This is a genomic window from Mycobacterium colombiense, from assembly GCF_001672755.1.
GTDB classification, from domain to species: Bacteria; Actinomycetota; Actinomycetes; order Mycobacteriales; family Mycobacteriaceae; genus Mycobacterium; species Mycobacterium colombiense_C.
On the sequence record NZ_LZKI01000136.1, the window covers coordinates 1 to 21,586 of the forward strand.

At 69.4% G+C, this 21,586-nt stretch carries 19 protein-coding genes and 2 pseudogenes; 15 read left to right on the forward strand and 6 right to left on the reverse strand.

The genetic code is table 11. The annotated features are described in order from the left end of the window. A pseudogene (locus A5708_RS27275) lies at window positions 1–76 on the forward strand (cytochrome B); the annotation flags it as partial. Between the two features lie 179 nt (window positions 77–255). After that, window positions 256–1,350 carry an anthranilate phosphoribosyltransferase gene (trpD, locus tag A5708_RS27625; RefSeq protein ID WP_231117957.1) on the forward strand — a complete coding sequence of 365 codons (1,095 nt, stop codon included), beginning with the start codon at window positions 256–258 and terminating at the stop codon, window positions 1,348–1,350. On the opposite strand, the pseudogene A5708_RS19305 reads toward trpD, so the two are convergent. Beyond that, window positions 1,288–3,168, reverse strand: a pseudogene (locus tag A5708_RS19305) (DEDD exonuclease domain-containing protein); the annotation flags it as partial. The gene trpD and the pseudogene A5708_RS19305 sit on opposite strands and share 63 nt — an antisense overlap. A 123-nt stretch (window positions 3,169–3,291) precedes the next feature. Between A5708_RS19305 and A5708_RS26385 the strand changes: the two are divergent. The 4 genes from A5708_RS26385 (at window position 3,292) to pimB (ending at window position 6,937) form a co-directional block, all read left to right on the forward strand. Then, on the forward strand, window positions 3,292–3,546 hold the full coding sequence (locus A5708_RS26385) for a hypothetical protein (protein WP_196772682.1): 255 nt from the start codon (window positions 3,292–3,294) through the stop codon (window positions 3,544–3,546). Window positions 3,547–3,728: 182 nt separating this feature from the next. After that, a complete protein-coding gene (ripC, locus tag A5708_RS19310) occupies window positions 3,729–4,865 on the forward strand; it encodes a peptidoglycan hydrolase RipC (protein ID WP_065030163.1) in 1,137 nt (378 codons plus the stop codon). Between the two features lie 34 nt (window positions 4,866–4,899). Beyond that, entirely contained in the window at window positions 4,900–5,742 is an 843-nt protein-coding gene (locus A5708_RS19315; RefSeq protein ID WP_231117958.1) for a DUF4157 domain-containing protein, read from the forward strand. Window positions 5,743–5,806: 64 nt separating this feature from the next. Next, window positions 5,807–6,937 carry a GDP-mannose-dependent alpha-(1-6)-phosphatidylinositol monomannoside mannosyltransferase gene (gene pimB, locus A5708_RS19320; protein WP_065030165.1) on the forward strand — a complete coding sequence of 377 codons (1,131 nt, stop codon included), beginning with the start codon at window positions 5,807–5,809 and terminating at the stop codon, window positions 6,935–6,937. A 29-nt stretch (window positions 6,938–6,966) separates the two neighbouring features. Here pimB and A5708_RS19325 read toward each other — a convergent pair whose 3' ends face one another. Then, on the reverse strand, window positions 6,967–8,769 hold the full coding sequence (locus A5708_RS19325) for an AMP-dependent synthetase/ligase (protein ID WP_065030166.1): 1,803 nt from the start codon (window positions 8,767–8,769) through the stop codon (window positions 6,967–6,969). A 176-nt stretch (window positions 8,770–8,945) separates the two neighbouring features. Here A5708_RS19325 and A5708_RS19330 point away from each other — a divergent pair, with 176 nt between their 5' ends. The 5 genes from A5708_RS19330 (at window position 8,946) to A5708_RS19350 (ending at window position 12,342) form a co-directional block, all read left to right on the forward strand. Next, window positions 8,946–9,335 (forward strand): polyketide cyclase / dehydrase and lipid transport, encoded by a 390-nt coding sequence (locus A5708_RS19330; protein ID WP_065030183.1) that lies wholly within the window; start codon window positions 8,946–8,948, stop codon window positions 9,333–9,335. A 102-nt stretch (window positions 9,336–9,437) separates the two neighbouring features. Then, window positions 9,438–9,875, forward strand: a complete 438-nt coding sequence (locus A5708_RS19335) for an SRPBCC family protein (protein ID WP_065030167.1) — start codon at window positions 9,438–9,440, stop codon at window positions 9,873–9,875. Further along, on the forward strand, window positions 9,868–11,139 hold the full coding sequence (locus A5708_RS19340; protein ID WP_155766083.1) for an ArsA family ATPase: 1,272 nt from the start codon (window positions 9,868–9,870) through the stop codon (window positions 11,137–11,139). Before A5708_RS19335 ends, A5708_RS19340 begins: the two co-directional genes overlap by 8 nt. Next, window positions 11,136–11,531, forward strand: coding sequence for a hypothetical protein (locus A5708_RS19345; RefSeq protein WP_065030184.1), 396 nt, complete (start codon window positions 11,136–11,138; stop codon window positions 11,529–11,531). The genes A5708_RS19340 and A5708_RS19345 overlap by 4 nt, the downstream gene beginning before the upstream one ends. 85 nt (window positions 11,532–11,616) lie before the next feature. Further along, entirely contained in the window at window positions 11,617–12,342 is a 726-nt protein-coding gene (locus A5708_RS19350; RefSeq protein ID WP_065030169.1) for a lysophospholipid acyltransferase family protein, read from the forward strand. A 2-nt stretch (window positions 12,343–12,344) separates the two neighbouring features. On the opposite strand, the gene A5708_RS19355 is transcribed toward A5708_RS19350, so the two are convergent. Then, window positions 12,345–13,625: a glycosyltransferase 87 family protein gene (locus A5708_RS19355; protein WP_065030170.1), complete on the reverse strand. Its 1,281-nt coding sequence runs from the start codon at window positions 13,623–13,625 to the stop codon at window positions 12,345–12,347. A 93-nt stretch (window positions 13,626–13,718) separates the two neighbouring features. Here A5708_RS19355 and A5708_RS19360 point away from each other — a divergent pair, with 93 nt between their 5' ends. The 3 genes from A5708_RS19360 (at window position 13,719) to A5708_RS19370 (ending at window position 16,629) form a co-directional block, all read left to right on the forward strand. Then, a complete protein-coding gene (locus tag A5708_RS19360; protein ID WP_065030171.1) occupies window positions 13,719–14,603 on the forward strand; it encodes a hypothetical protein in 885 nt (294 codons plus the stop codon). Between the two features lie 56 nt (window positions 14,604–14,659). Next, the gene (locus A5708_RS19365) at window positions 14,660–15,154 is read left to right on the forward strand and encodes a polyadenylate-specific 3'-exoribonuclease AS (RefSeq protein WP_065030172.1); all 495 of its coding nucleotides are present in this window, start codon (window positions 14,660–14,662) and stop codon (window positions 15,152–15,154) included. 86 nt (window positions 15,155–15,240) lie between these two features. Next, a complete protein-coding gene (locus A5708_RS19370) occupies window positions 15,241–16,629 on the forward strand; it encodes a class II 3-deoxy-7-phosphoheptulonate synthase (protein ID WP_065030173.1) in 1,389 nt (462 codons plus the stop codon). On the opposite strand, the gene A5708_RS19375 is transcribed toward A5708_RS19370, so the two are convergent. Together A5708_RS19375 and A5708_RS19380 are read right to left on the reverse strand one after the other, a co-directional pair. Then, window positions 16,626–18,077 carry an FAD-dependent oxidoreductase gene (locus A5708_RS19375; RefSeq protein WP_065030174.1) on the reverse strand — a complete coding sequence of 484 codons (1,452 nt, stop codon included), beginning with the start codon at window positions 18,075–18,077 and terminating at the stop codon, window positions 16,626–16,628. The two genes, A5708_RS19370 and A5708_RS19375, sit on opposite strands and share 4 nt — an antisense overlap. A gap of 141 nt (window positions 18,078–18,218) precedes the next feature. Then, window positions 18,219–19,436 carry a protein kinase domain-containing protein gene (locus tag A5708_RS19380; RefSeq protein WP_065030185.1) on the reverse strand — a complete coding sequence of 406 codons (1,218 nt, stop codon included), beginning with the start codon at window positions 19,434–19,436 and terminating at the stop codon, window positions 18,219–18,221. Between the two features lie 188 nt (window positions 19,437–19,624). Here A5708_RS19380 and A5708_RS19385 point away from each other — a divergent pair, with 188 nt between their 5' ends. Then, a complete protein-coding gene (locus tag A5708_RS19385) occupies window positions 19,625–20,029 on the forward strand; it encodes an Rv2175c family DNA-binding protein (RefSeq protein ID WP_065030175.1) in 405 nt (134 codons plus the stop codon). Here A5708_RS19385 and A5708_RS19390 read toward each other — a convergent pair. After that, window positions 20,023–21,582 (reverse strand): alpha-(1->6)-mannopyranosyltransferase A, encoded by a 1,560-nt coding sequence (locus A5708_RS19390; protein WP_065030176.1) that lies wholly within the window; start codon window positions 21,580–21,582, stop codon window positions 20,023–20,025. The two genes, A5708_RS19385 and A5708_RS19390, sit on opposite strands and share 7 nt — an antisense overlap. Window positions 21,583–21,586: the final 4 nt, after the last annotated feature.

Sequence of the window (21,586 nt, forward strand, 5' to 3'; positions counted from 1 at the left end):
CCGACCCAACATGGTCAGCGTCGGCACCATCGTTTGGCTGTCCAGCGAGCTGATGTTCTTTGCTGGCCTATTCGCGACGTAATTGCAGTACCCGAAGTCCCGGCAGCGCTGGTCACATCCGCAAGTATGACGCTTTGTAGTTGTTGAACTCCACCCGGGGCGGCATTTGGTGTCTGGCGCGTCGCGCGCGGGTGCGCAGCGGGCCGCTCGCGGAGACGGTTGGGGCAGGTGTGGTCGTCGTGGGACCATCGGCGCGTGGCTTTGTCATCTAAGGCTCCGTCTGTGGGCGGGCCGTCCGGCGCACCCGCAACCTCGTGGCCGCGGATCCTGTCCCGTTTGACCGGGGGGCAGAACCTGGCGCGCGGGCAGGCCGCCTGGGCCATGGACCGGATCATGGCCGGCGACGCGAGCCCCGCCCAGATCGCGGCGTTCGCGGTGGCGATGCAGGTGAAGGTTCCCACCTCGGCCGAAGTCATCGAGCTGGCCGACGTCATGCTCAAGCACGCGCTGCCGATGCCCCCCGGTGCCATCCGCGGCGACACCGTCGACATCGTCGGCACCGGTGGCGACGGTGCCAACACCGTGAACCTGTCCACGATGGCGTCGCTCGTGGCCGCGGCCGCGGGCGTGCCGGTGGTCAAACACGGCAACCGCGCGGCCTCGTCGTTGTCCGGCGGCGCCGACACGCTCGAGGCGCTCGGCATCCGCATCGACCTCGGCCCCGAACAGGTCGCACGCAGCCTCGCCGAGGTCGGCATCGGGTTCTGCTTCGCGCCGCTGTTCCACCCGTCCTACCGGCACACCTCCGCGGTACGCCGCGAGATCGGCGTGCCGACGGTGTTCAATCTCCTTGGGCCGCTTACCAATCCGGCGCGGCCGCGGGCAGGATTGATCGGCTGCGCGTTCGCTGAGCTCTCCGAGGTGATGGCCGGGGTATTCGCCGCGCGCCGGTCCAGCGTGCTGGTGGTGCACGGTGACGACGGGCTCGACGAGCTGACGACCACCACCACCAGCACGATCTGGCGGGTGCAGGCGGGTACCGTGGACAAGCTGACCTTCGATCCGGCCGGATTCGGTTTCCCCCGAGCCGATCTCGACGATTTGTTGGGCGGTGACGCCCAGGCCAACGCGGCAGAGGTCCGCGCGGTGCTGGCCGGCGGCAAGGGCCCGGTGCGCGACGCCGTCGTCCTCAACGCCGCCGGCGCGATCGTCGCGCACGCCGGGTTATCCAGCCGCGCTGAATGGTTGCCGGCGTGGGAGGACGGGTTGGCCCGCGCCTGTAAGGCCATCGATTCCGGTGCGGCCGAACAACTGCTCGCGCGATGGGTGCGGTTCGGCCAGCAGGTCTGATTCCCGCAGCGCCTGCTCGCCGGCCAGTCGCGCCGAGCGCGCCGCCGCGGCCCACGCCGACCAGGCGCCGGCCGACCGCAGCGGGGAAGCCCAGCCGTCCTCGGCGACCCGGACGATGCGCACCCCGGGCGTCGTCAACCAGCGCGCGATGAGCGCGGTCTCCTCGACCAGCGCGCCGCCGAGTGGGGCGGGTGTGGGCAGAATCGCTTGTGCCCCAGCAACAATCGCCTCGACAACCGGCATCGGCGGGACCCCGCGCCGGGCGCTGCCCGCCGCGGCGAGCTGGCCGTGGCGGATGACGGCGAGGTGATAGCCACTTTGCCCATCGGGGCCTGCCGGCTTGGCGGCGATCAGCTCGGGCAGCGCGGCCAGGGCGCGCAGCCGCTGACCGCGCCACAGCGTCTCGACCGCGGTGACGGTGCGGTCGCGCAGGCGCGCGGCGCTCTCGAAGTGATGCCGCTCGGCGAGCGCGCCCACCTGATCCACGGCCGACCCCAGCGCGCCGTTGTCCGCGCCGTCGACCAGCGCCGCGACCCGCGCGACGGCGGCGGCGTACTGGGTGGCGGTGACGCCGCGCGCGGCCGGGCACGGCGACACCTCCGCCTCGGCGCACAGCGGTCCGTGCAGCGCCGAGCGGCCGAGCCGGTTGGTGCAGGTCCGTAACCCGGTGAACCGCGCCAGCAGCGCGGCGGTGTCGGCGGCGTCGGTGCGGGCCCGGAACGGGCCGACGGCCCGGTCGTGCCGCGGTGCCCGCACCACGGCCAGGCGGGGGAAGGCCTCCTCGGTGAGCGCCACCCACCACCAGCGCTGCGGGAACCGGGACCGCCGGTTGTACGGCGGGGCGTGCGCGGCCAGCAGCCGCAGCTCGCGCACGCCGGCCTCCAGCGCGTGGGCGCACTCGACATGGTCGACCGCGCCCGCCAGCGCGACCATCTCCTTCATGCGGCCCCGGGGATCGGCGCCGGTGAAGTACTGGCTGACCCGCCGGCGCAGGTCGACGGCGGTGCCGATGTAGAGCACCTCGCCCGACGGCCCGCGGAACAGGTACACGCCCGGCCGGCGCGGCAGGCCGTCGGCGAGCACCCGCTTGCGGCGCTGGGTGGGCGTCACGTCGGGCAGGTAGGAGCGCAGGTCGGCATAGCTGTGCACGCCCTGGTTGCCCACCCGCTCGATGAGGGCGTGCAAGACGTCGACGGTGGCGCGCGCATCGTCCAGGGCGCGGTGGGTGGGCTGGGTGGCGACGGCGAACAGCCGCGCCAGCGAGGCCAGCCGCACGCTGGGGGCTTCCTCGCGGCTGAGCACCCGGCGGGCCAGCCGGACCGTGCACAGCACCTGCGGCCGCGGCCAGGCGATGTCGCACCGCTGCGCGGCGGCACGCAGGAAGCCGATGTCGAACCCGGCGTTGTGCGCGACCAGCACCGCCCCGCAGTCCAAGCCGGCGAACTCCAGGAACATCGGCAGGACGGAGTCGATGGTCGGCGCGTCGGAGATCATCGCGGTGGTGATGCCGGTCAGCTGCACGATCTGCGGCGGGATGCTGCGCTGGGGATCCACCAGGGTGGCGAACTCGCCGAGCACCACGCCGCCGCGCACCTTGACCGCCCCGATTTCGGTGATGGCGTCGGGCACGGCGCCCGCCGTGCCCTTGGTGCGGCCGCCGGTGGTCTCCAGGTCGACCACGACGAAGGTGGTCTCGCGCAGCGAGAGCTCGTCGGGCGTGAACGGCGTCCCCACGTCGGCGAAGCTCAGCTGAGTCGCACCCCTGGAAGCCACGGCGGTGACGTTAGAGCCGACGACCGACACCCGCGCGGCTCCCACGCCGGGCGCGGAGCCGTAATGCGAGAACGGAAACCTGTCGGTGCCCGCGGTTACCGTTCGGGCAGTCCGGCGTGATGTTCGCCCACCCGATTTGCCGGAGCCAGAGCGAGAGGACCGATCCCGATGGCACCAAGAACTGGACCAACCGACGTCGGCATGACGCCGCCGGAGCCGGGGACACCGGTGGTGATCGACTGCGACGAGTGCGCGGTGCGCGGCCCCGGCTGCCGCGACTGTGTCGTCAGCGTGATACTCGGGGTTCCGGATACTTTATTGCAAGATGAACGGGCGGCTTTGGAAGTTCTTGCCGAAGTTGGCTTGGCGCCGCGACTTCGTCTCGTGCCGATTCGTCGGGATCGAGGCTCTGGTGTAGCCTAATTGCCTTGTCCCACAAAGGTCCTCGGGCCACGCGAAACGATTCACATAGAAATGACAGGATTCTTTCTAATTTCTTAACCGCTTGCTTTGGACAAACGCCGATATCGTTTCGTAACCTGTTTGAGACCTAAACCAGCTCGACGACCTATCAGTCCGTCGATGGCCGTTTAAGGAAGCAAATCTTGAGGCTTGACTCTAGGTACCCGGTTGCGCGTGTCCTCACACGTTCGGCCATAGGGGCACTAGCTGGCTTCGCGATCTTCTCCGGTGTCATGACCGCCCCCGCGTGGGCCGACCCGGCCGAAGACGCCACGGCAAAACTCAACCAACTGTCCCGGCAGGCCGAGCAGACCACCGAGGCGATGCACAGCGCCCAGCTCGATCTCAACGACAAGCTGGCCGCCCAGCGCGCCGCGGACAAGAAGCACAACGACGACCAGGCAGCGGTCGACGCGGCCAAGGCGCACCTGTCGTCGTATCAGGACTCGGTCAACAAGCTGGCCGCCGCGACCTACATGGGTGGTCACGTCGACGGCATGGAGGCCATCCTGACCGCCGGCTCGCCGCAGGGCCTGATCGACAAGCTGGCGGTGCAGCGGGTGATGGCCACGCAGATGGCCAGCCAGATGAAGAGCTACCGGATCGCCGGGGAGCAGGCCGCCAAGGCCGAGCGCGAGTCCGCCAAGTCGGCCGCCGACGCCAAGAGCGCGGCCGAGCAGGCCGCGGCGGTCCGGGCGAGCTTGCAGTCCAAGCAGAGCCAGCTGCAGGTGCAGATCGCGGTGGTCAAGTCGCAATACCTTTCTTTAACTGCCGACCAGCGCACCGCGCTGGCCAATCCTGCCCCGCCTCCCGGTGCTCCGGCACCGGAAGCGGCGCCCCCGGGCATGCCTCCCGGACAGGCGCCGGGTGAGGCTCCGCCCGCAGGCGGAATGCCCGGCCTGCCCGGCATGGCGCCCGGCGGTGTCGGCGGCGGCGATCGCGCCACCGTCGTGCAGGCCGCGCTGACCCAGGTCGGTTCGCCCTACGTGTGGGGTGGCTCCGCGCCGGGCGGATTCGACTGCTCCGGCCTGGTGATGTGGGCGTTCCAGCAGGCCGGCATCTCGTTGCCGCACTCCAGCCAGGCGTTGGCCCACGGCGGCCAGCCCGTCTCGCTGGGGGACCTGCAGCCCGGTGACGTGCTGACCTTCTACTCCGATGCGTCGCACACCGGCATCTATATCGGCGACGGCATGATGATCCACTCCTCTACCTACGGCGTGCCGGTCCGGGTCGCGCCGATGAGCGCCGGCGGCCCGATCTACGACGCCCGCCGTTACTAAAGACCCTCGACCGCGGCGCCGGCGGCTCCCGATACTGCTGGCCTGGGTATTCGTCGTCGAGCTGTTGGTGGCCGCTGCCGTACCGTTCGATGCCGTGCGCGAAAGCCGGATCCGGCCCGCCCAGCTGGTCACGCCCGCCCGCAGCCAGGTCAGTGCGTCGACGAAGTCGATCACCGTCGGTGACCGCACCGTCCGGCTGCTGGGGCTTGGCGGGGCCGCCAGCGACCGGTTGCTGTCCCGGGTGGCCTCGACCATGGGCGCGGCGATCGCCGCGGTGGAGTCGTTCTGGGGCGTCGACTGGCCGCACGAGATTTCGGTGGTCGCGGCCGGGACCGACGAGGAGTTTCGCGCGGCCGCCGGCGGGGGACCGGCGTCCCAGTGGGCCGACATCGCGGCCGTGACGGTCGTCGACCGTGTCGACCCCGTTCGCCGCGTCGCCGTCGGCCAGCGGATCGTGTTCGCGCCGGGCGCCGCCAACATGAGCGCCGCATCGCTGCGAATCGTGTTGGCCCACGAGCTTTTTCACTATGCCGCGCGCGCCGACACCGTCGCGGACGCGCCCCGCTGGCTCACCGAGGGGGTGGCCGACTTCGTGGGCCGCCCACCCGCCCCGGTCCCCACCGACACGTTGATACCCATGGCGTTGCCCACCGACAGCGACCTCGACGTGCCCGGGGCGCAGCGCTCGCTGGCCTACGACCGCGCCTGGTGGTTCGCCCGCTTCGTCGCCGACACCTTCGGACCGCCCAAGTTGCGCGATCTCTACCTGGCCACCTGCGGCATCAGGCACGCCGACATGGCAGCCGCCGGCCAGGACGTGCTGGGCGCCAGCCAGGCGGGCCTGCTCACGCGCTGGCAGCAGTGGCTGACCCACTAGGGCCGGCTCGCCCGGCTCAGGCCGTGTGCAAGGTTCGCATCGTCGCCAAGCTAGCCTGACGCAGGTGAGTCGGGTCCTGCTGGTAACCAACGACTTTCCGCCCCGCCCGGGCGGCATCCAGTCGTACCTCGGTGAGTTCGTCGGACGGCTGGTCGACGCCGGGCCGCATTCGCTGACGGTCTACGCGCCGCAATGGAAAGGCGCCGAGGCGTATGACGAGGCCGCCCGTTATCGGGTGGTGCGCCACCCGGGCACCCTGATGCTGCCCGGCCCGGCGGTCGACACCCGGATGCGGCGGCTGATCGCCGACGAGGGCATCGACACCGTCTGGTTCGGGGCGGCCGCACCGCTGGCGCTACTGGCCCAGCGCGCCCGCGGGGCCGGGGCGAGCCGGGTGCTGGCGAGCACACACGGCCATGAGGTCGGGTGGTCGATGCTCCCGGTCGCGCGCTCGGTGCTGCGCCGCATCGGCGACGACACCGACGTGGTCACCTTCGTCAGCCGCTACACCCGTTCGCGGTTCGCGCCGGCCTTCGGTTCCAAGGCTTCGCTGGAATACCTGCCGTCCGGGGTGGACATCGACCGGTTCCGGCCCGATCCGGCGGGCCGGGCGCAGCTGCGTGACCGCTACGGGCTGGGGGAGCGGCCCACCGTGGTGTGCGTGTCCCGGTTGGTGCCGCGCAAAGGCCAGGACATGCTCATCAAGGCCCTGCCGTCGATCCGGCGCCGCGTCGACGGCGCCGCCCTGGTCATCGTCGGCGGCGGCCCCTACGGGGACTCGCTGCGCACTCTGGCCCGCCAATGCGGGGTGGCCGACGATGTCACCTTCACCGGCGGTGTACCGGCCGCGGAGCTGCCCACGCACCACGCGCTGGCCGACGTGTTCGCGATGCCGTGCCGCACCCGCGGCGCGGGGCTGGATGTCGAGGGGCTGGGCATCGTGTTCCTCGAGGCGTCCGCGACCGGCGTGCCGGTGATCGCCGGGAGATCCGGGGGCGCCCCAGAAACGGTGCAGCACAACAAGACCGGGCTGGTCGTCGACGGGCGCGAGGTGGACGAGATCGCCGACGCCGTCGCCGAGTTGCTGACCGATCGCGACCGGGCCGCCGCGATGGGCGCCGCCGGGCGCGACTGGGTGACGGCCCAGTGGCGCTGGGACACCCTGGCGGCACGGTTGGGCACGCTGCTCGACTGAACGGCGCACCGCGCCGGCAAGCGGGCCCGCTAGTCCTTCTCGTAGATGGCCTCGATGTCGGAGGCGAACTTCTCGGCCACCACGTTGCGCTTGACCTTCATCGTCGGCGTCAGTTCGCCGGTGTCCTCGGTGAAATCGACCGCCAGGATGCGGAACTTGCGGATCGACTCCGCGTGCGACACGGCCTGATTGGCGTCCTTGATGGCCGCGTCCACCTCGGCGACCAGGTCGGGATCGGTGGTCAGCTCGCTCACCGACGCCCCGGCGCCCTTCTGGTTGCGCTGCTTCCAGCCGTCGAACGCTTCGGGGTCGATGGTGATCAACGCGCCGATGAACGGCTTGTTGTCCCCGACGACCATCGCCTGGCTGATCAACGGATGGGCGCGCAGCCGGTCCTCCAGGACCGCCGGCGCGACGTTCTTGCCGCCCGCGGTCACGATGATTTCCTTCTTGCGCCCGGTGATCTTCAGGAAGCCGTCTTCGTCGAGCACGCCCAGGTCGCCGGTCTTGAACCAGCCATCGGTGAACGCGTCCTCGGTGGCCTGCTCGTTGCGCCAGTAACCGCTGAACACCACGCCGCCGCGGACCAGCAGCTCGCCGTCCTCGGCGATGCGCATGCTGTTGCCGGGCACCAGCGTTCCGACGGTGCCGATCTTGACGTTGCCGACCTGGTTGACGGTGATCGCCGAGCTGGTCTCGGTCAGGCCGTAGCCCTCGTGGATGGTCAGGCCCACGCCGCGGTAGAAGTGGCCCAGCCGCGAGCCCAGTGGCGCGCCGCCGGAGACGGCCGCGTGACAGTCGCCGCCCAGCGCGGCGCGCAATTTGGTGTACACCAGCCGGTCGAACACGGCGTGCTTGGCGCGCAGCGCCAGCCCGCGGCGGCCACGGTCCTGCGCCTCGCTCCAGTCGACGGCGGTCTGCACGGCCGCCGCGAAGATCCGACCCTTGCCGTCGTTGGAGGCGTTCTGTTCGGCGGTGTTGTAAACCTTTTCGAACACCCGCGGAACCGACACCACCACCGTCGGCTTGAACACCGCGAACAGCGGCACCAGGTTCTTGATGTCGCTGGTGAATCCGACGGTGACCTTGTTGGCGAACGCGGACAACGTCAGTGAGCGCGCCAGCACGTGCGCCAGCGGCAGGAAGACCAGCAGCCGCTGCCCCTCGTCGAGCAGCGTCGGCAGGCTCTCCTTGGCGCCCCTGGTCTCATAGAGCAGATTGGAGTGCGTCAGCTGGCAGCCCTTGGGCCGCCCGGTGGTGCCCGAGGTGTAGATGAGCGTCGCCGGGTCCTCGGCCCGCAGCCCCTCGATGCGGGCGGTCAGCTCGGCCGGCTCCACCGACGCGCCGGCCTCCACCAGCTGGTCGAGGGCCTTGGGGCCAGAACCGTCGATGTGCAGCACCCGGCGCAGCGCGGGCAGCTCGGCGGTCAGCTCGGTGACCATCGCTGCGTGCTCGTCGGTTTCGGCGAACGTCAGCACCGCCTCGGAGTCCTGCAGCACCCAGCGCACCTGCTCGGCCGACGACGTCTCATAGATCGGCACGGTGACCGCGCCCACCGACAGGATCGCCAGGTCGAGGATCGCCCATTCGTAGCGGGTGGCCGAGAAGATGGACACCCGGTCGCCGGCCTGCACGCCCAGCGAGATCAAACCCAATGCGGCGGAGCGGATCTGCGTGGCCGCCTCGGCGCAGGTGACGTCGGTCCACTCGTCGTCGACTTGACGCTGGTAGATGACGAAGTTGGGGTCCTCGCGCTCGTGTTCGAAGACCATCGCGGCGATGTTGTCCTGTTCGCCGACGGAAAAGCGGGCGGGGACGCTGTACTCACGCACTCTTATGACCTCGATTGACCTCGTGAAGATTCCCGGGAGCCGGGTTGCTGGTCACCAGCCTAATCCGCGCGTTGACGCAGCACGGCCAAGTCGGTCGGGCGGGCACCGTAATTGCCCGCCGCGAGTCGGGCCCGCCCTCGGCGGGGCGCGACGGGCCGGTGTGTGAAGCTGTGGTCATGAACAGCATCCAGATCGCGGATGAGACGTTTGTCGCCGCCGCCGGTGCACGGGTGGGCGCCGCGGTCTCCGATCAGTCGAGCTGGCGCCGCTGGTGGCCGGACCTGCGGCTGCAGGTCGTCGAGGATCGCGGGGAGAAGGGCATCCGCTGGTCGGTCACCGGCGCGCTGACCGGGACCATGGAGATCTGGCTGGAACCGTCGCTGGACGGCGTCGTGCTGCACTACTTCCTGCACGCCGAGCCGACCGGGGTGACGGCCTGGCAGCTGGCCAAGCTGAATCTGGCGAAGATGACGCACCGCCGTCGGGTGGCGGGCAAGAAAATGGCGTTCGAGGTGAAGACGACACTGGAACGGTCACGTCCGGTGGGAGTTTCTCCGGTAGTTTAGCCGGGTCAGGTCCGCGCAGAGAGTACCGTGTCGGACCGAGACCCGCGGGGTCCCCCACATCGGAGGGGTCGATCCGTTCGCGGGAGAGAGGGCAGCAACCAGGTGGCGGAGAAGACGACGCAAACCATCTACATCGAAGCCGACCCGGCCACCGTGATGCAGGTGATCGCGGATATCGATTCCTACCCGCGGTGGATCTCGGAGTACAAGGAAGCCGAGGTTCAGGAGAAGGACGCCGACGGCTACCCCAAAGTTGCCCGGATCGTCATGGACGCCACGGTGATCAAAGACACGATGGTGATGTCCTACCAGTGGCCCAAGGATCGTCAGTCGGTGAGTTGGACGCTGGTGTCGAGTTCGCTGCTGCGCTCGCTTGAAGGCTCGTATCGGTTGGCGGCCAAGGGATCCGGCACCGAGGTCACCTACGAACTCTCCGTCGATCTGGCCATGCCGATGATCGGCCTGCTCAAGCGCAAGGCCGAGCGCCGGTTGACCGACACCGCGCTGAAAGATCTCAAGAAACGAGTCGAGGCTGAGTGAGTCCGCTGCGCCTGCCCCGGCCCGGATCAGCCTTTTCGTCGGCAAAGGCGGGGTAGGGAAATCCACCCTGGCTTGCGCCACCGCCGTCGGCGCCGCGAGCGCCGGGCAGCGAGTGCTGGTGGTCTCCACCGACCAGGCGCACTCGCTGGGTGATGTCCTGGGCATCACCGTCTCGCCCAGTCAGGGCGAACCGGTGCGGGTGTTCGCCGACCTCGAAACCGGGCAGGCGGAGGCCGGTGGCGGGTTTCTCGACGCGTTGGCATTGGACACGCTGGCGCTACTCGAGGCCCGGTGGCACGACGTCGTCGCCACGCTGGACCGGCGCTTTCCCGACTCGGAACTGGGTACCATTGCGCCCGAAGAACTTTCGGCCTTACCGGGCGTTCAGGAAGTGCTCGGTCTGTACGCCGTCGGCGAGCTGGCGCGGTCGGGGGGATGGGACCGCGTGGTGGTCGACTGCGCGTCGACCGCCGATGCCCTGCGGATGTTGACGTTGCCCGCCACCTTCGGGCTGTATGTCGAGCGGGCGTGGCCGCGGCATCGGCGGCTGTCCGTCACCGCCGACGACGCCCGGTCCGCGGCAGTGGTCGCACTGCTCGAGCGGATCAGCTCGAGCGTGGAGTCGCTCAGCACGTTGCTCACCGACGGCGATCTGGTCAGCGCGCACCTGGTGCTGACCCCCGAGCGGGTGGTCGCGGCCGAGGCGGCCCGAACGCTGGGCTCGCTGGCCCTGATGGGGGTGCGCGTCGAGGAGCTGATCGTGAATCAGGTTCTGCTGCAAGACGACTCGTACGAGTACCGCAACCTGCCCGATCACCCCGCCTTCTACTGGTACACCGAGCGCATCGTCGAGCAGCAGGGGGTGCTCGACGAACTCGACGCCACCATCGGTGAGCTGGCGCTGGTGATGACCCCGCACCTGTCCGGCGAGCCGATCGGTCCCAAGGCGCTGAGCGGGCTGCTCGACGCCGCCCGGCGGCGCGGTGGCACGGCGCCGCCGGGGCCGCTGCGGCCCATCGTCGACCTCGAATCGGGGACGGGACTAGGGTCCATCTACCGAATGCGGCTAGCGTTGCCGCAACTCGATCCGTCGGCCCTGACGTTGGGCCGCGTCGATGACGATCTGATCATCAGCGCCGGGGGTTTGCGGCGCCGGGTTAGGTTGGCATCAGTACTTCGGCGGTGCACCGTGCTGGACGCACATCTGCGGGGTAGCGAGCTGACGGTGCGTTTTCGACCAGATCCGGAGGTGTGGCCGAAGTGAGTGGGGCTCATTCCGACATCGGTCCGGAACTGCGCAGGCTGGCCCAGACGATCCTGGACGGCGTCGACCCCGCGGTGCGCGCGGCGGCGGCGCTGACGGCCGGCGCGGGTGTGGGCACCGGCAAGTGCCAGCAGGTGTGGTGCCCGGTGTGCGCGCTGGCCGCGCTGGCGACCGGTGACCAGCACCCGTTGCTCACCGCGATCGCCGACCACAGCATCGCCCTGCTCGAGGTGATCCGCGACATCGTCAACGACATGGACCGCTCCGCCAAGCCGACGCCGGAACCGCCGGACGGCCCGCCCGGCGGCGGGCCCGGCGCGCCGCCGGGCGATACCCAGGACACCGCGTCGCGGACCCGCTATCAGCCCATCCCGGTCACGCTCGAGGAGTGAGCGGGCTGCGTCGCAGGTGGTCGGTTCGGGTGGGGATGGGTACAGTTGGCGCTGAACATCAGCGGTAAAGCCGAGAGGGAGGGCCATGTGGTACTGGCTGTTCAAGTACGTGCTCCTCGGCCCGCTGCTGTCATTGCTGGGCCGGCCGAAAGTTGAAGGCCTAGAGCACGTTCCGAGTTCCGGGCCGGTGATTCTGGCCAGCAATCACCTGGCGGTGATGGACAGCTTCTATCTTCCGCTGGTGGTGCGGCGCCGAATCACGTTCCTGGCCAAGTCCGAATATTTCACCGGCACCGGATTGAAGGGCTGGTTCCAGCGGTGGTTCTTCACGGCCGTAGGCCAGGTGCCGATCGACCGAACCGACGCCGACAGCGCCCAGGCCGCGCTGAACACCGCGCAGCAGGTGCTGAGTCAGGGCAAGTTGCTGGGCATGTATCCCGAGGGCACGCGGTCGCCGGACGGGCGGCTCTACAAGGGCAAGACGGGGCTGGCGCGGCTGGCCCTGGAGACCAATGTTCCGGTGATCCCCGTCGCGATGATCGGCACCAATGTCGTCAACCCGCCCGGGACGAACATGCTGCGCTTCGGCCGCGTCACCGTCCGCTTCGGCAAGCCGATGGACTTCTCCCGGTTCGACGGGCTGGCCGGCAACCGCTTCATCGAGCGGGCCGTCACCGACGAGGTGATCTACGAGCTGATGGGGCTGTCCGGCCAGGAATACGTCGACATCTACGCGGCGAGCCTAAAAAAGGGCGGTAACGACGGGGCCGACGGCGAGGCCGAGCGGATTCCCGAGACGGCCGCCGGCTAGCACTAGCCGACGACGGTAACCGGCGCCAGCTGCTGCGGGGCGGCATCCCGCGCAACTCCGCGGGCCGTGACGGTGACTCCCACCGTGACGATGACCGCCAGCGCCCACCAGACGTAGGACATCCCGGCCAGCTGACGCCACCAGACCGCGCTGGCCTCGTGGTGCTTGGGCAGCAGGTCGATCGGCGACCAGCGCATCAGCGCCACCCCGATGACGCTGACCACCATCAGCGCCGCGTTGCGGCGCCGCCAGCCCAAGATCCCCGTCACCAGCACCGCCGGCAGCACCCAGACCCAGTGGTGCGACCACGACACCGGCGACACCACCAGCCCGAACAGCGCGACGCACACCAGCGCAAGCGTGGGCTCGCCGGCGTGCAGCACCCGCCGCATCGCCCAGACCGTCACCGCCAGCACCAGCAGCGACGCGGCCACCCAGAGCAAGGACCGTTCCTGCTGTCCCAGCCCCAGCCGGGCCAGCGCGCCGGCGATGTTCTGGTCGGTGTTCAACGACGCCGAGCCGATGCGGTCGGTGTGGAGCACGGTGTGCGTCCAGTACTCCCACGAGTCGTTCCAGGCCAGCGCGAAGCCCAGCAGCGTCGCCCCCACGAAGGACGCCAGCGCGGTCAGCGCCGCGCGGTTGTCGCGCCGCAGCAGGAAATAGAGCAGGAACACGGCCGGGGTCAGCTTCAGCGCCATGCCCAGGCCCAGCAGCAGCCCGCGCGGCCACGGCGTGCGCCGCGGCACACAGTCGGCGATCACCAGCGTCATCAGCACGACGTTGATCTGGCCGAAGGCGAAGTTCGAGCTGATCGGTTCCAGCCAGATCGTCGCCGCGGCCGCGGCGACGATCGCGAGCCACCACCGCCGCACCCAGGCCGGACCGGACAGCTTCGCCGACGTGCTCCAGACGTCGAGGCGGGTCAGCACCATCACGGTCGACACCACCAGCAGCACCAACGTCAACGCGGTGATCGCGACGCTGGCGGTCGGCATGTGCATCCAGGCGAACGGGCAGAACACGATGGCCGCCAGCGGGGGATAGGTGAACGGCAGATCCACGATCGGGGTGTGGAACAGCACGTCCCCGCGGTACAGCGGGTGGCCGTCCATCCAGGCCCGGGCGCCCATCTGATAGACGTCGATGTCGATGCGGTAGGGCGTGTGCCCGAACAGCTGCCACGCCGCATAACTCAGCCCCGCGGCGGCCACCAGCCAAGCCAGCCCCCACCACAGCGCCCACCCGGGTCGATTGCCCACGCCGGGCGCCTGCCGTGTACTCATGTCGCACAACAGCGTAATGGGTGCCCGGGCCCCGACCCGCCTGGTGCAGCGCGGGTCCCACGGCCCCGGCGCAGACAGGCGTACGTTTCAAGAGTGCTCCATTCGTTCGCGGCCGAGGTGACCCGATGGTTCGCGCACGACGTCTACGACCGCGGTCACCTGCCGTTGCTGTGCTGCCTGGTCGCCTTCATCCTGACGTTCTTCGTCACGCGAACGTTCGTGCGGCTGATCCGACACCGCGCCGACAACGGCAAGCCCACCCGATGGTGGCACCCGCGCAACGTGCACGTCAGCGGAGTGCACATTCACCACGTGACCTTCGGGGTGGTGCTGACCCTGCTGTCCGGCCTGACGCTGGTCACGCTGTCCATCGACGGCCACGAACCCGAATTCACCATTGCGGCAACCTTTTTCGGGATCGGCGCCGCCCTGGTCCTGGACGAGTACGCGCTGATCCTGCACCTGTCCGACGTCTACTGGTCCGAGGACGGCCGCACCTCGGTGGACGCGGTGTTCGCCGCGGTGGCGGTGGCCGGGCTGTTGATCATGGGGCTGCACCCGCTGATGTTCTTCCTGCCGATCTGGCACAACGCCGAATCGACGGCGCTGCGGGCGGTGGTGGCCGGCGCGATGGCGTTGACGCTGCCCCTGGCCGTCGTGGTGGTGCTCAAGGGCAAGGTGTGGACGGGCCTGCTGGGCATGTTCCTGGTCGTTCTGCTGGTCATCGGCGCGATCCGGTTGTCGCGCCCGCACGCGCCCTGGGCCCGCTGGCGATACTCCACGCAGCCGGACAAGATGCGCCGCGCGCTGCAACGGGAGCGGACGCTGCGCCGCCCGGTGGTCCGGGCCAAGCTGTACCTGCAGTGCGCCATCGCCGGCACACCTCGGTTGCCCGACCAACGCACGGTCGACGCCACGCTCGACCAGGAGGTCCACCCCGCGCCGGCGCCCACCGGCCCCATCCTGATCAGTCGATAGCCGCCTCCGGTTCGTGGCGTGCGGGCACTCGTCGTTGCCCGTCTAGGCTGTCTCCGGTGCGGTATTTCTACGACACCGAATTCATCGAGGACGGCCGCACCATCGAGCTGATCTCGATCGGGGTGGCCGCAGAAGACGGCCGCGAGTACTACGCGGTGTCCACGGAATTCGATCCCGAGCGCGCCGGGCCCTGGGTGCGCGCCAACGTGCTGCCCAAGTTGCCGCCGCCGGCGTCGCAGTTGTGGCGCTCGCGCCGCCAGATCCGCGAAGACCTGGAGGGCTTCTTCGGCGTGAATTCTGGGCAGGCGGCTTCTGAGCCGATCGAACTGTGGGCATGGGTGGCGGCCTACGACCACGTGGCGCTGTGCCAGCTGTGGGGGACCATGCCGGAGTTGCCGCGGTCAATCCCCCGTTTCACCCGCGAGCTGCGGCAACTGTGGGAAGACCGGGGCAGCCCGCGGATGCCGCCCCGGCCGTCCGATGCGCACAACGCGCTGGTCGACGCGCGCGATCAGCTCCGCAGATACCGGCTCATCACGTCCGGGGACTGAGCCGGCGGGCGGGACGGGTCCGCCGAGTCGAGTTCGCGCAGATCAACTCTGACCTGGGGCGTCCATGCCCCGGCTAAGATGAACCGATGAACTGGACCGTCGACATACCGATCGATCAGCTGCCGCCGCTGCCGCCGCTGCCGACCGATCTGCGGGCGCGGTTGGACGCCGCACTGGCAAAACCGGCCGCCCAGCAGCCCAGCTGGCCCGACGACCGGGCGACGGCGATGCGCACGGTCCTGGAGAGCGTGCCGCCGGTGACGGTGCCGTCGGAGATTGTCGTGTTGCAAGAGCAGCTGGCCCAGGTGGCGCGGGGTGAGGCGTTCCTGCTGCAGGGCGGCGACTGCGCGGAGACGTTCACCGAGAACACCGAACCCCACATTCGCGGCAATGTGCGCACCCTGCTGCAGATGGCGGTGGTGCTGACCTACGGCTCGAGCCTGCCGGTGGTCAAGGTGGCCCGCATCGCCGGGCAGTACGCCAAGCCACGATCGGCCGACATCGACGCGCTGGGGTTGAAGTCCTATCGCGGCGACATGATCAACGGCTTCGCCCCGGACGCCGCCGTGCGCGAGCACGACCCGTCGCGGTTGGTGCGCGCCTACGCCAACGCCAGCGCGGCGATGAATCTGGTTCGGGCGCTGACATCGTCGGGATTGGCCTCGCTGCACCTGGTGCACGACTGGAACCGCGAATTCGTCCGGACCTCCCCGGCCGGTGCCCGATACGAGGCCCTTGCCACCGAGATCGACCGCGGCCTGCGCTTCATGAGCGCCTGCGGCGTGGCCGACCGCAACCTGCAGACCGCCGAGATCTACGCGAGCCACGAGGCTTTGGTGCTCGACTACGAGCGGTCCATGCTGCGCCTGTCCGAAAGTGACACCGGCGAACCGCAGCTGTACGACCTGTCGGCGCACACCGTGTGGATCGGTGAGCGGACCCGCCAGCTCGACGGCGCCCACATCGCGTTCGCCGAGGTGATCGCCAACCCGATCGGCGTCAAGATCGGCCCGACGATCACCCCGGAGCTGGCCGTCGAGTACGTCGAGCGGCTCGACCCGCACAACAAGCCCGGCCGGCTGACGCTGGTGAGCAGGATGGGCAACAACAAGGTGCGCGATCTGCTGCCCCCGATCGTGGAGAAGGTCCAGGCCACCGGTCACCAGGTGATCTGGCAGTGCGACCCGATGCACGGCAACACCCACGAGTCGTCGAACGGGTACAAGACCCGCCACTTCGACCGCATCGTCGACGAGGTACAGGGCTTCTTCGAGGTGCACCGCGCGCTGGGCACCCACCCGGGCGGCATCCACGTCGAGATCACCGGCGACAACGTCACCGAATGTCTGGGTGGGGCGCAAGACATTTCGGACACCGACCTGGTCGGCCGGTACGAAACCGCCTGCGACCCACGGCTGAACACCCAGCAGTCGCTGGAGTTGGCCTTCCTCGTCGCGGAGATGCTGCGCGACTAGAAGCGCACCGAAAGCTGCTCTTGCTGTGGGCTCGGCGGCGCGGCCGGAGCCGCAGCGGCGCGACGCCGCTGCTGTGTGAACCGGGCTCGTAGGTTCCCCCACACGATGCGCGGCAGCAGGGCGGGATCTCGGAGCCGTGACGGCGGGTCGATGAAGTTGGAGACGCGAAAGAAGCGCTCGGTCAGGACCCCGTCCCGGGTGGCCGCGTTCAGGGTCGCCCTGGCCATCCAGCGTGAGAGTCGCTGCCGGATCCCGCGCGGCCGGTAGACGCCGGAGGTGGTCCGGTCTCTGGCCTGATTGGCGGCCCACGTCTCGCCGATGTACTGGGCCGTCGCTTGGAAAAAGCGCTGCGCCAGGCGCGCATCTCCCGCGCGCAGGCAATCGCGGAGGGTCAGCGCCTCCAGCGCGGCGATCGTCATGCCTTGGCCGTAGGTCGGATCGAGACTGCATACCGCGTCGCCGATCACCAGCAAGCCCGAAGGGAATTCGGCCAGCCGGTCGTAGCGTCGCCAGATCGCGGCGGTGTGGTGATAGGTCACGGCTTCGCCGATGGGATACGCACGGCGCAGACCCTCGATGATCGCCGGGGGTAGGGACGGCTCGGCCATCGCGAGCATCGCGTCGAAATCGGTTGGTGGCTCGCCACCGTCGGCCGGCACGCCGATCGCGAGCATGAACGTGTCGTGCTCGTTGGCAAGCAACAAACCGCCCGGCCTGCCACCGCCGGGGTTGAACATCACCAAGCGCTGGGCGATCGGCCCCTCGGGCATGCTCAGCTGTTGGCTCGCATAGCCGTATCTGGCCACCGCCCGGTCCTCGGTTGGCCGTTCGTATCCCAGGCTCTCCAAGAACGCCGGGGTACGCGCCCCGCGCCCCGTGGCGTCCACCACCAGATCGGCGTCCAGTGCCGTAAGAAAACCGTTGTAGCGCCGGGTGATTCGGACACCGTTGACGATGTCCGCGGTGGTGAGAAGCCCGGACACGTCGTGCCCGTCGAGGAACGTCACATTCGGCAGGGCCTTGACCCGCCGGCGCAGGTGGAACTCCATGAACGGCCGGGTCGTCATATGGAGCGCCAACGCGTCCGGATCGGTGAACGTGCCCGAGTGTTTCAGCTCGTAGCGCCCGACACGGACGTAGAACCGCGACAGATCTCCGTCGTCGACGGCAACGGCCCCCGCCCTGGCCAGGTCCTCGAGCAGGCCGGGAAACAATTCGTCCAGCACCTGCAGACCGCGGCTGTGGAAGTTGTGCGCGTGGCGGCCCTGGGGGATGCCCCTACGGTGGCACGGGTGATCGGGCAGCCTGTCCCGCTCGACCACACTGACCGAATCGTAGAACTCCGAAAGTACGCGCGCGGCAAGCAAACCCGCCATTCCGGCACCCAGTACGACTGCGTGCTCGCCGAGCCGGTTCGGCGAGTCGACGCCAGGAATTGTCGAACCCATGCAGAAGCACGGTACACCAAAATTAAGAAAAATAAGAAGTTTTTGTGATTACTTTAAGATTCGTGTCGCCAGACGCGTGCTCGCCGGAGTACTGATCGCCGGGCGGCGCATTCTTGCCGGGCGAACACCGGCATCCGGCCGCTACAGCAGTCCATTCAGGTTGCTGCCGATCGTCCACGCCGCGGTGGCGACCAGCCCGGTGATCGCCAGCACCAGCGCCACCCAGACCAGCACCATGCGCCGGTTGCGCTGGCGCGCCCAGACGAATTCGCTGATCGGGATTCCCGCGAATTCGCCTGCGACCGACTCATATTCGTAATCGTCCTCGTCCTCGTCGTCGGTCTGTGCCGGTCGTGCCGGCGCCGACCAGTCCTGGGGGCCCCGCGTCATCTGGCGGGTGGGCTGACGCACCGGCGCCGGGCCGGGTGACTCGTGCTGCTGCGCGGTCGGTGGCCGCTGGGGGGTCCGGCTGCGCTGCAGCGCCGCCGAGCGGTGTTGTGCGGAGTTGCGGGGCGCCGGCACCCGAAAGGCCGGCAGCGCAAGCTCTTCGGCGATCGCGTCGAGGTCGGCGCGCATCTCGATGGCGTCGGTATACCGCTGCGCCGGGTCGCGGGACGTCGCGCGCTCGACGAATTCGTCGAACTGCGCGGGCACACCGTCGATGATCGCGCTGGGCGGCGGCACGTCGTTGTCCAGCCGTTGGTAGGCGAGCGACAACGCCGAGTCGCCGGTGAACGGGGTGCACCCGGTCAGCAGCTCATAGGTCATGATGCCCGTGGAGTAGACGTCGCTGCGCGCACTGGCGTCGCCGTCGCGGACCTGCTCGGGCGACAGGTAGGCCGCGGTGCCCAAAATCACGCTGGTGGAGGTGATTCCGGCGGCCGCGACGGCCCGGACCAATCCGAAGTCGGCGATTTTCACCTCGCCGTCGTCGGAGATCAGTACGTTCTCGGGCTTGACGTCGCGATGCACCAGGCCGGCCCGATGGGCGGCGGCCAGCCCGCCGAGCACCGGGCGGAGCACCGCCGCCACGGCGTACGGCGGCATGGGTCCGCGCTCGCCCAGCAGTTCGCGCAGCGTGCCACCCTCGATGAGCTCCATCACCAGGAACGGGTGCCGGGCGTCCAGGCCCTGGTCGTACACCGCCACCAGCCCGGGATCCTTGAGCCGGGCCACGGTTTGGGCCTCGCGCCGGAAGCGGGTCAGGAATTGCTCGTCGCCGGCGTAGCGGGAATCCATCACCTTCACCGCGACCGGACGGTCGAGCCGGGTGTCCAGGCCGCGATACACCGTCGAAGTGCCGCCGCTGGCGATCCTGGACTGAACCAGGTAGCGGCCGTCCAGCAAAGCGTTGTCCAGGGGATCGACCGACCCCGCGCCGGGGCGGCGACCATGCGGGCCGGGCCGGCCCGAGGCGGGGGTGCCGCCCGCTCGCGGGGAAGGGCCGGGCGGTTCAGCTTGGGCCACGGGGCCATCGTAGGTGCGCGGCCGTGATTGGCCGGTAGAACACGGGCTCAACGCGGCCATCTAGGCCTACACTTTCCCGGATGAGCAGTATTCCTGCCGGCGACGATGTGCTAGAACCCGACGAGCCGATCTATGACCTGAAGCGGGTCGCCGAATTGATGGGGGTGCCGGTCACCAAGGTGCACCAGCAACTCCGGGAGGGGCACCTGGTTGCGGTTCGCCGCGACGAGGGACTGGTGGTACCGCAGATGTTCTTCACCAAGTCCGGTGAGGTGGTCAAGAGCCTGCCGGGATTGTTGACGATCCTGCACGACGGCGGCTACCACGACACCGAGATCGTGCGCTGGTTGTTCACCCGGGACCCCTCGTTGACGGTCACCCGCGACGGCAGCCGGGACGCCCTCAACAACGCCCGTCCCGTCGACGCCCTGCATGCCCACCAGGCGCGGGAAGTCGTGCGCCGGGCGCAGGCGATGGCCTACTGAGCCCGATCGCTCAAACCGGCGGTGACGTCGGCTCGCTCGGCCCGCCGCGCGGGAGCCCGGTACAGGCTGTACCCGGCGATCAGCGCGCACGCGGTGGCCAGCGAGAAATGCAGCCACGAGTACATGCCGTGCGAGCCATCGGGTTTGAAGATCACCATCACCCAGGTCGACAGGCCGCCGATGATCGCGACCGCCCGCCGCGACTGGGCCAGCGGGGCCACGACCGCCAGCGGCCACGAGTAGTACCAAGGCAGGGCGGCCGGCACGAACAGCACCACGATCAGCATCGACCACGCGATGCCGGTCAACGCTGCCCGGTCGTCGCGGCGGAACCGCCACCACAGCAGCGGCAGCGAGATTGCGATGACGGCGATGCCGACCAGCCGGGTGACGCGCAGGATCGGGTAGAAGCTCACCGGGAAGAAGCCGCTGCCGATCGCGTGGATCAGGTTGGCGGCGGCGGTCGGCACGGTCAGCCAGTTGATGATCTTCACCGACCCGGCCAGGGCGGTCAGCCAGCCCAGGCCCACACCGGCGACCGCGGACAGGATCGCGAAGACCACGACGAAGATCAGCAGCGACAACGCCGTGGCGGCGAAAAACGCTGGCACCGGCCGATATCCCCGCCGATCGCGCAGGTGCCGCATCCACACCCACACCAGGAAGGGCAGCGCGATGCCGGCGGTGGCCTTGACCGCGATGGCGACCGTGATCAGCGTGGTGCCCGCGACGTGGCGGCCGGCGAACGTCAGCGAGATGCCGGCGGCCATCAGGCCCACCATCAGCATCTCGTTGTGCACCCCGCCCATCAGATGGATCAGCACCAGGGGGTTGAGCACACAGATCCACAGCGCCGTCGAACCGTCGGTGCCCAGATGCCGTGCCATCCGGGGCGTCGCCCAGACCAGCAGCACCAGGCCGGGCAGCATGCACAGCCGCAGCAACGCGGTGCCCGCCACCACGTTGTTGCCCACGACGATGGTGATCACCTTCGCCACCAGGATGAAGACCGGCCCATAGGGTGCCGTCGTGATCGACCAAATCGGACTCACGTTGTCCAGCAGGCTGTTTGGGTTGGCGACCGGCCCCACCGCGTACGGGTCGAGGCCGTCGCGCAGCAGCGCGCCCTGCGCCAGGTACGAGTAGGTGTCCCGGCTGAAGACGGGCACCGACACCAGCAACGGCGCCAGCCAGAAGCCGGTGGTGACCTTCATGACGAACTCGCTCGCCTCGCCGGCCAGCACCTGACGGCCCAGGGCCAGCCACGCGATCAGCATCAGGCCGACGCCGGTCCACAACACGATCGACGACAGCACCAGGCCGTGGCCAAACCGCAACCAGGACATGTGCATTGACTCGAGCAGCGGGTCGTGCTGGCGGGTGCTGCCCGCGCCCAGCCCGCCCAGTGTGATCAGTACCGATCCCAGCATGCCCAGCTTCGCCGGACCGGAGTCACCGGACGCGACGAATGCCCTCAGCTGGGAAAACCATTCGCCGCGAGAGGGTTTGGCGGCCGGCGAATCCGCTGCCGGGGTGTCCGTGGGCGTCGTCATCGGT

Coding starts and splice junctions, on each gene's coding strand:
- A5708_RS26385 (WP_196772682.1), top strand. CDS start 3,292: ATGGCACCAAGAACTGGACCAACCGACGTCGGCATGACGCCGCCGGAG.
- A5708_RS19330 (WP_065030183.1), top strand. CDS start 8,946: ATGAACAGCATCCAGATCGCGGATGAGACGTTTGTCGCCGCCGCCGGT.
- A5708_RS19350 (WP_065030169.1), top strand. CDS start 11,617: ATGTGGTACTGGCTGTTCAAGTACGTGCTCCTCGGCCCGCTGCTGTCA.
- A5708_RS19355 (WP_065030170.1), bottom strand. CDS start 13,625: ATGAGTACACGGCAGGCGCCCGGCGTGGGCAATCGACCCGGGTGGGCG.
- A5708_RS19370 (WP_065030173.1), top strand. CDS start 15,241: ATGAACTGGACCGTCGACATACCGATCGATCAGCTGCCGCCGCTGCCG.
- A5708_RS19375 (WP_065030174.1), bottom strand. CDS start 18,077: ATGGGTTCGACAATTCCTGGCGTCGACTCGCCGAACCGGCTCGGCGAG.
- A5708_RS19385 (WP_065030175.1), top strand. CDS start 19,625: ATGAGCAGTATTCCTGCCGGCGACGATGTGCTAGAACCCGACGAGCCG.
- A5708_RS19390 (WP_065030176.1), bottom strand. CDS start 21,582: ATGACGACGCCCACGGACACCCCGGCAGCGGATTCGCCGGCCGCCAAA.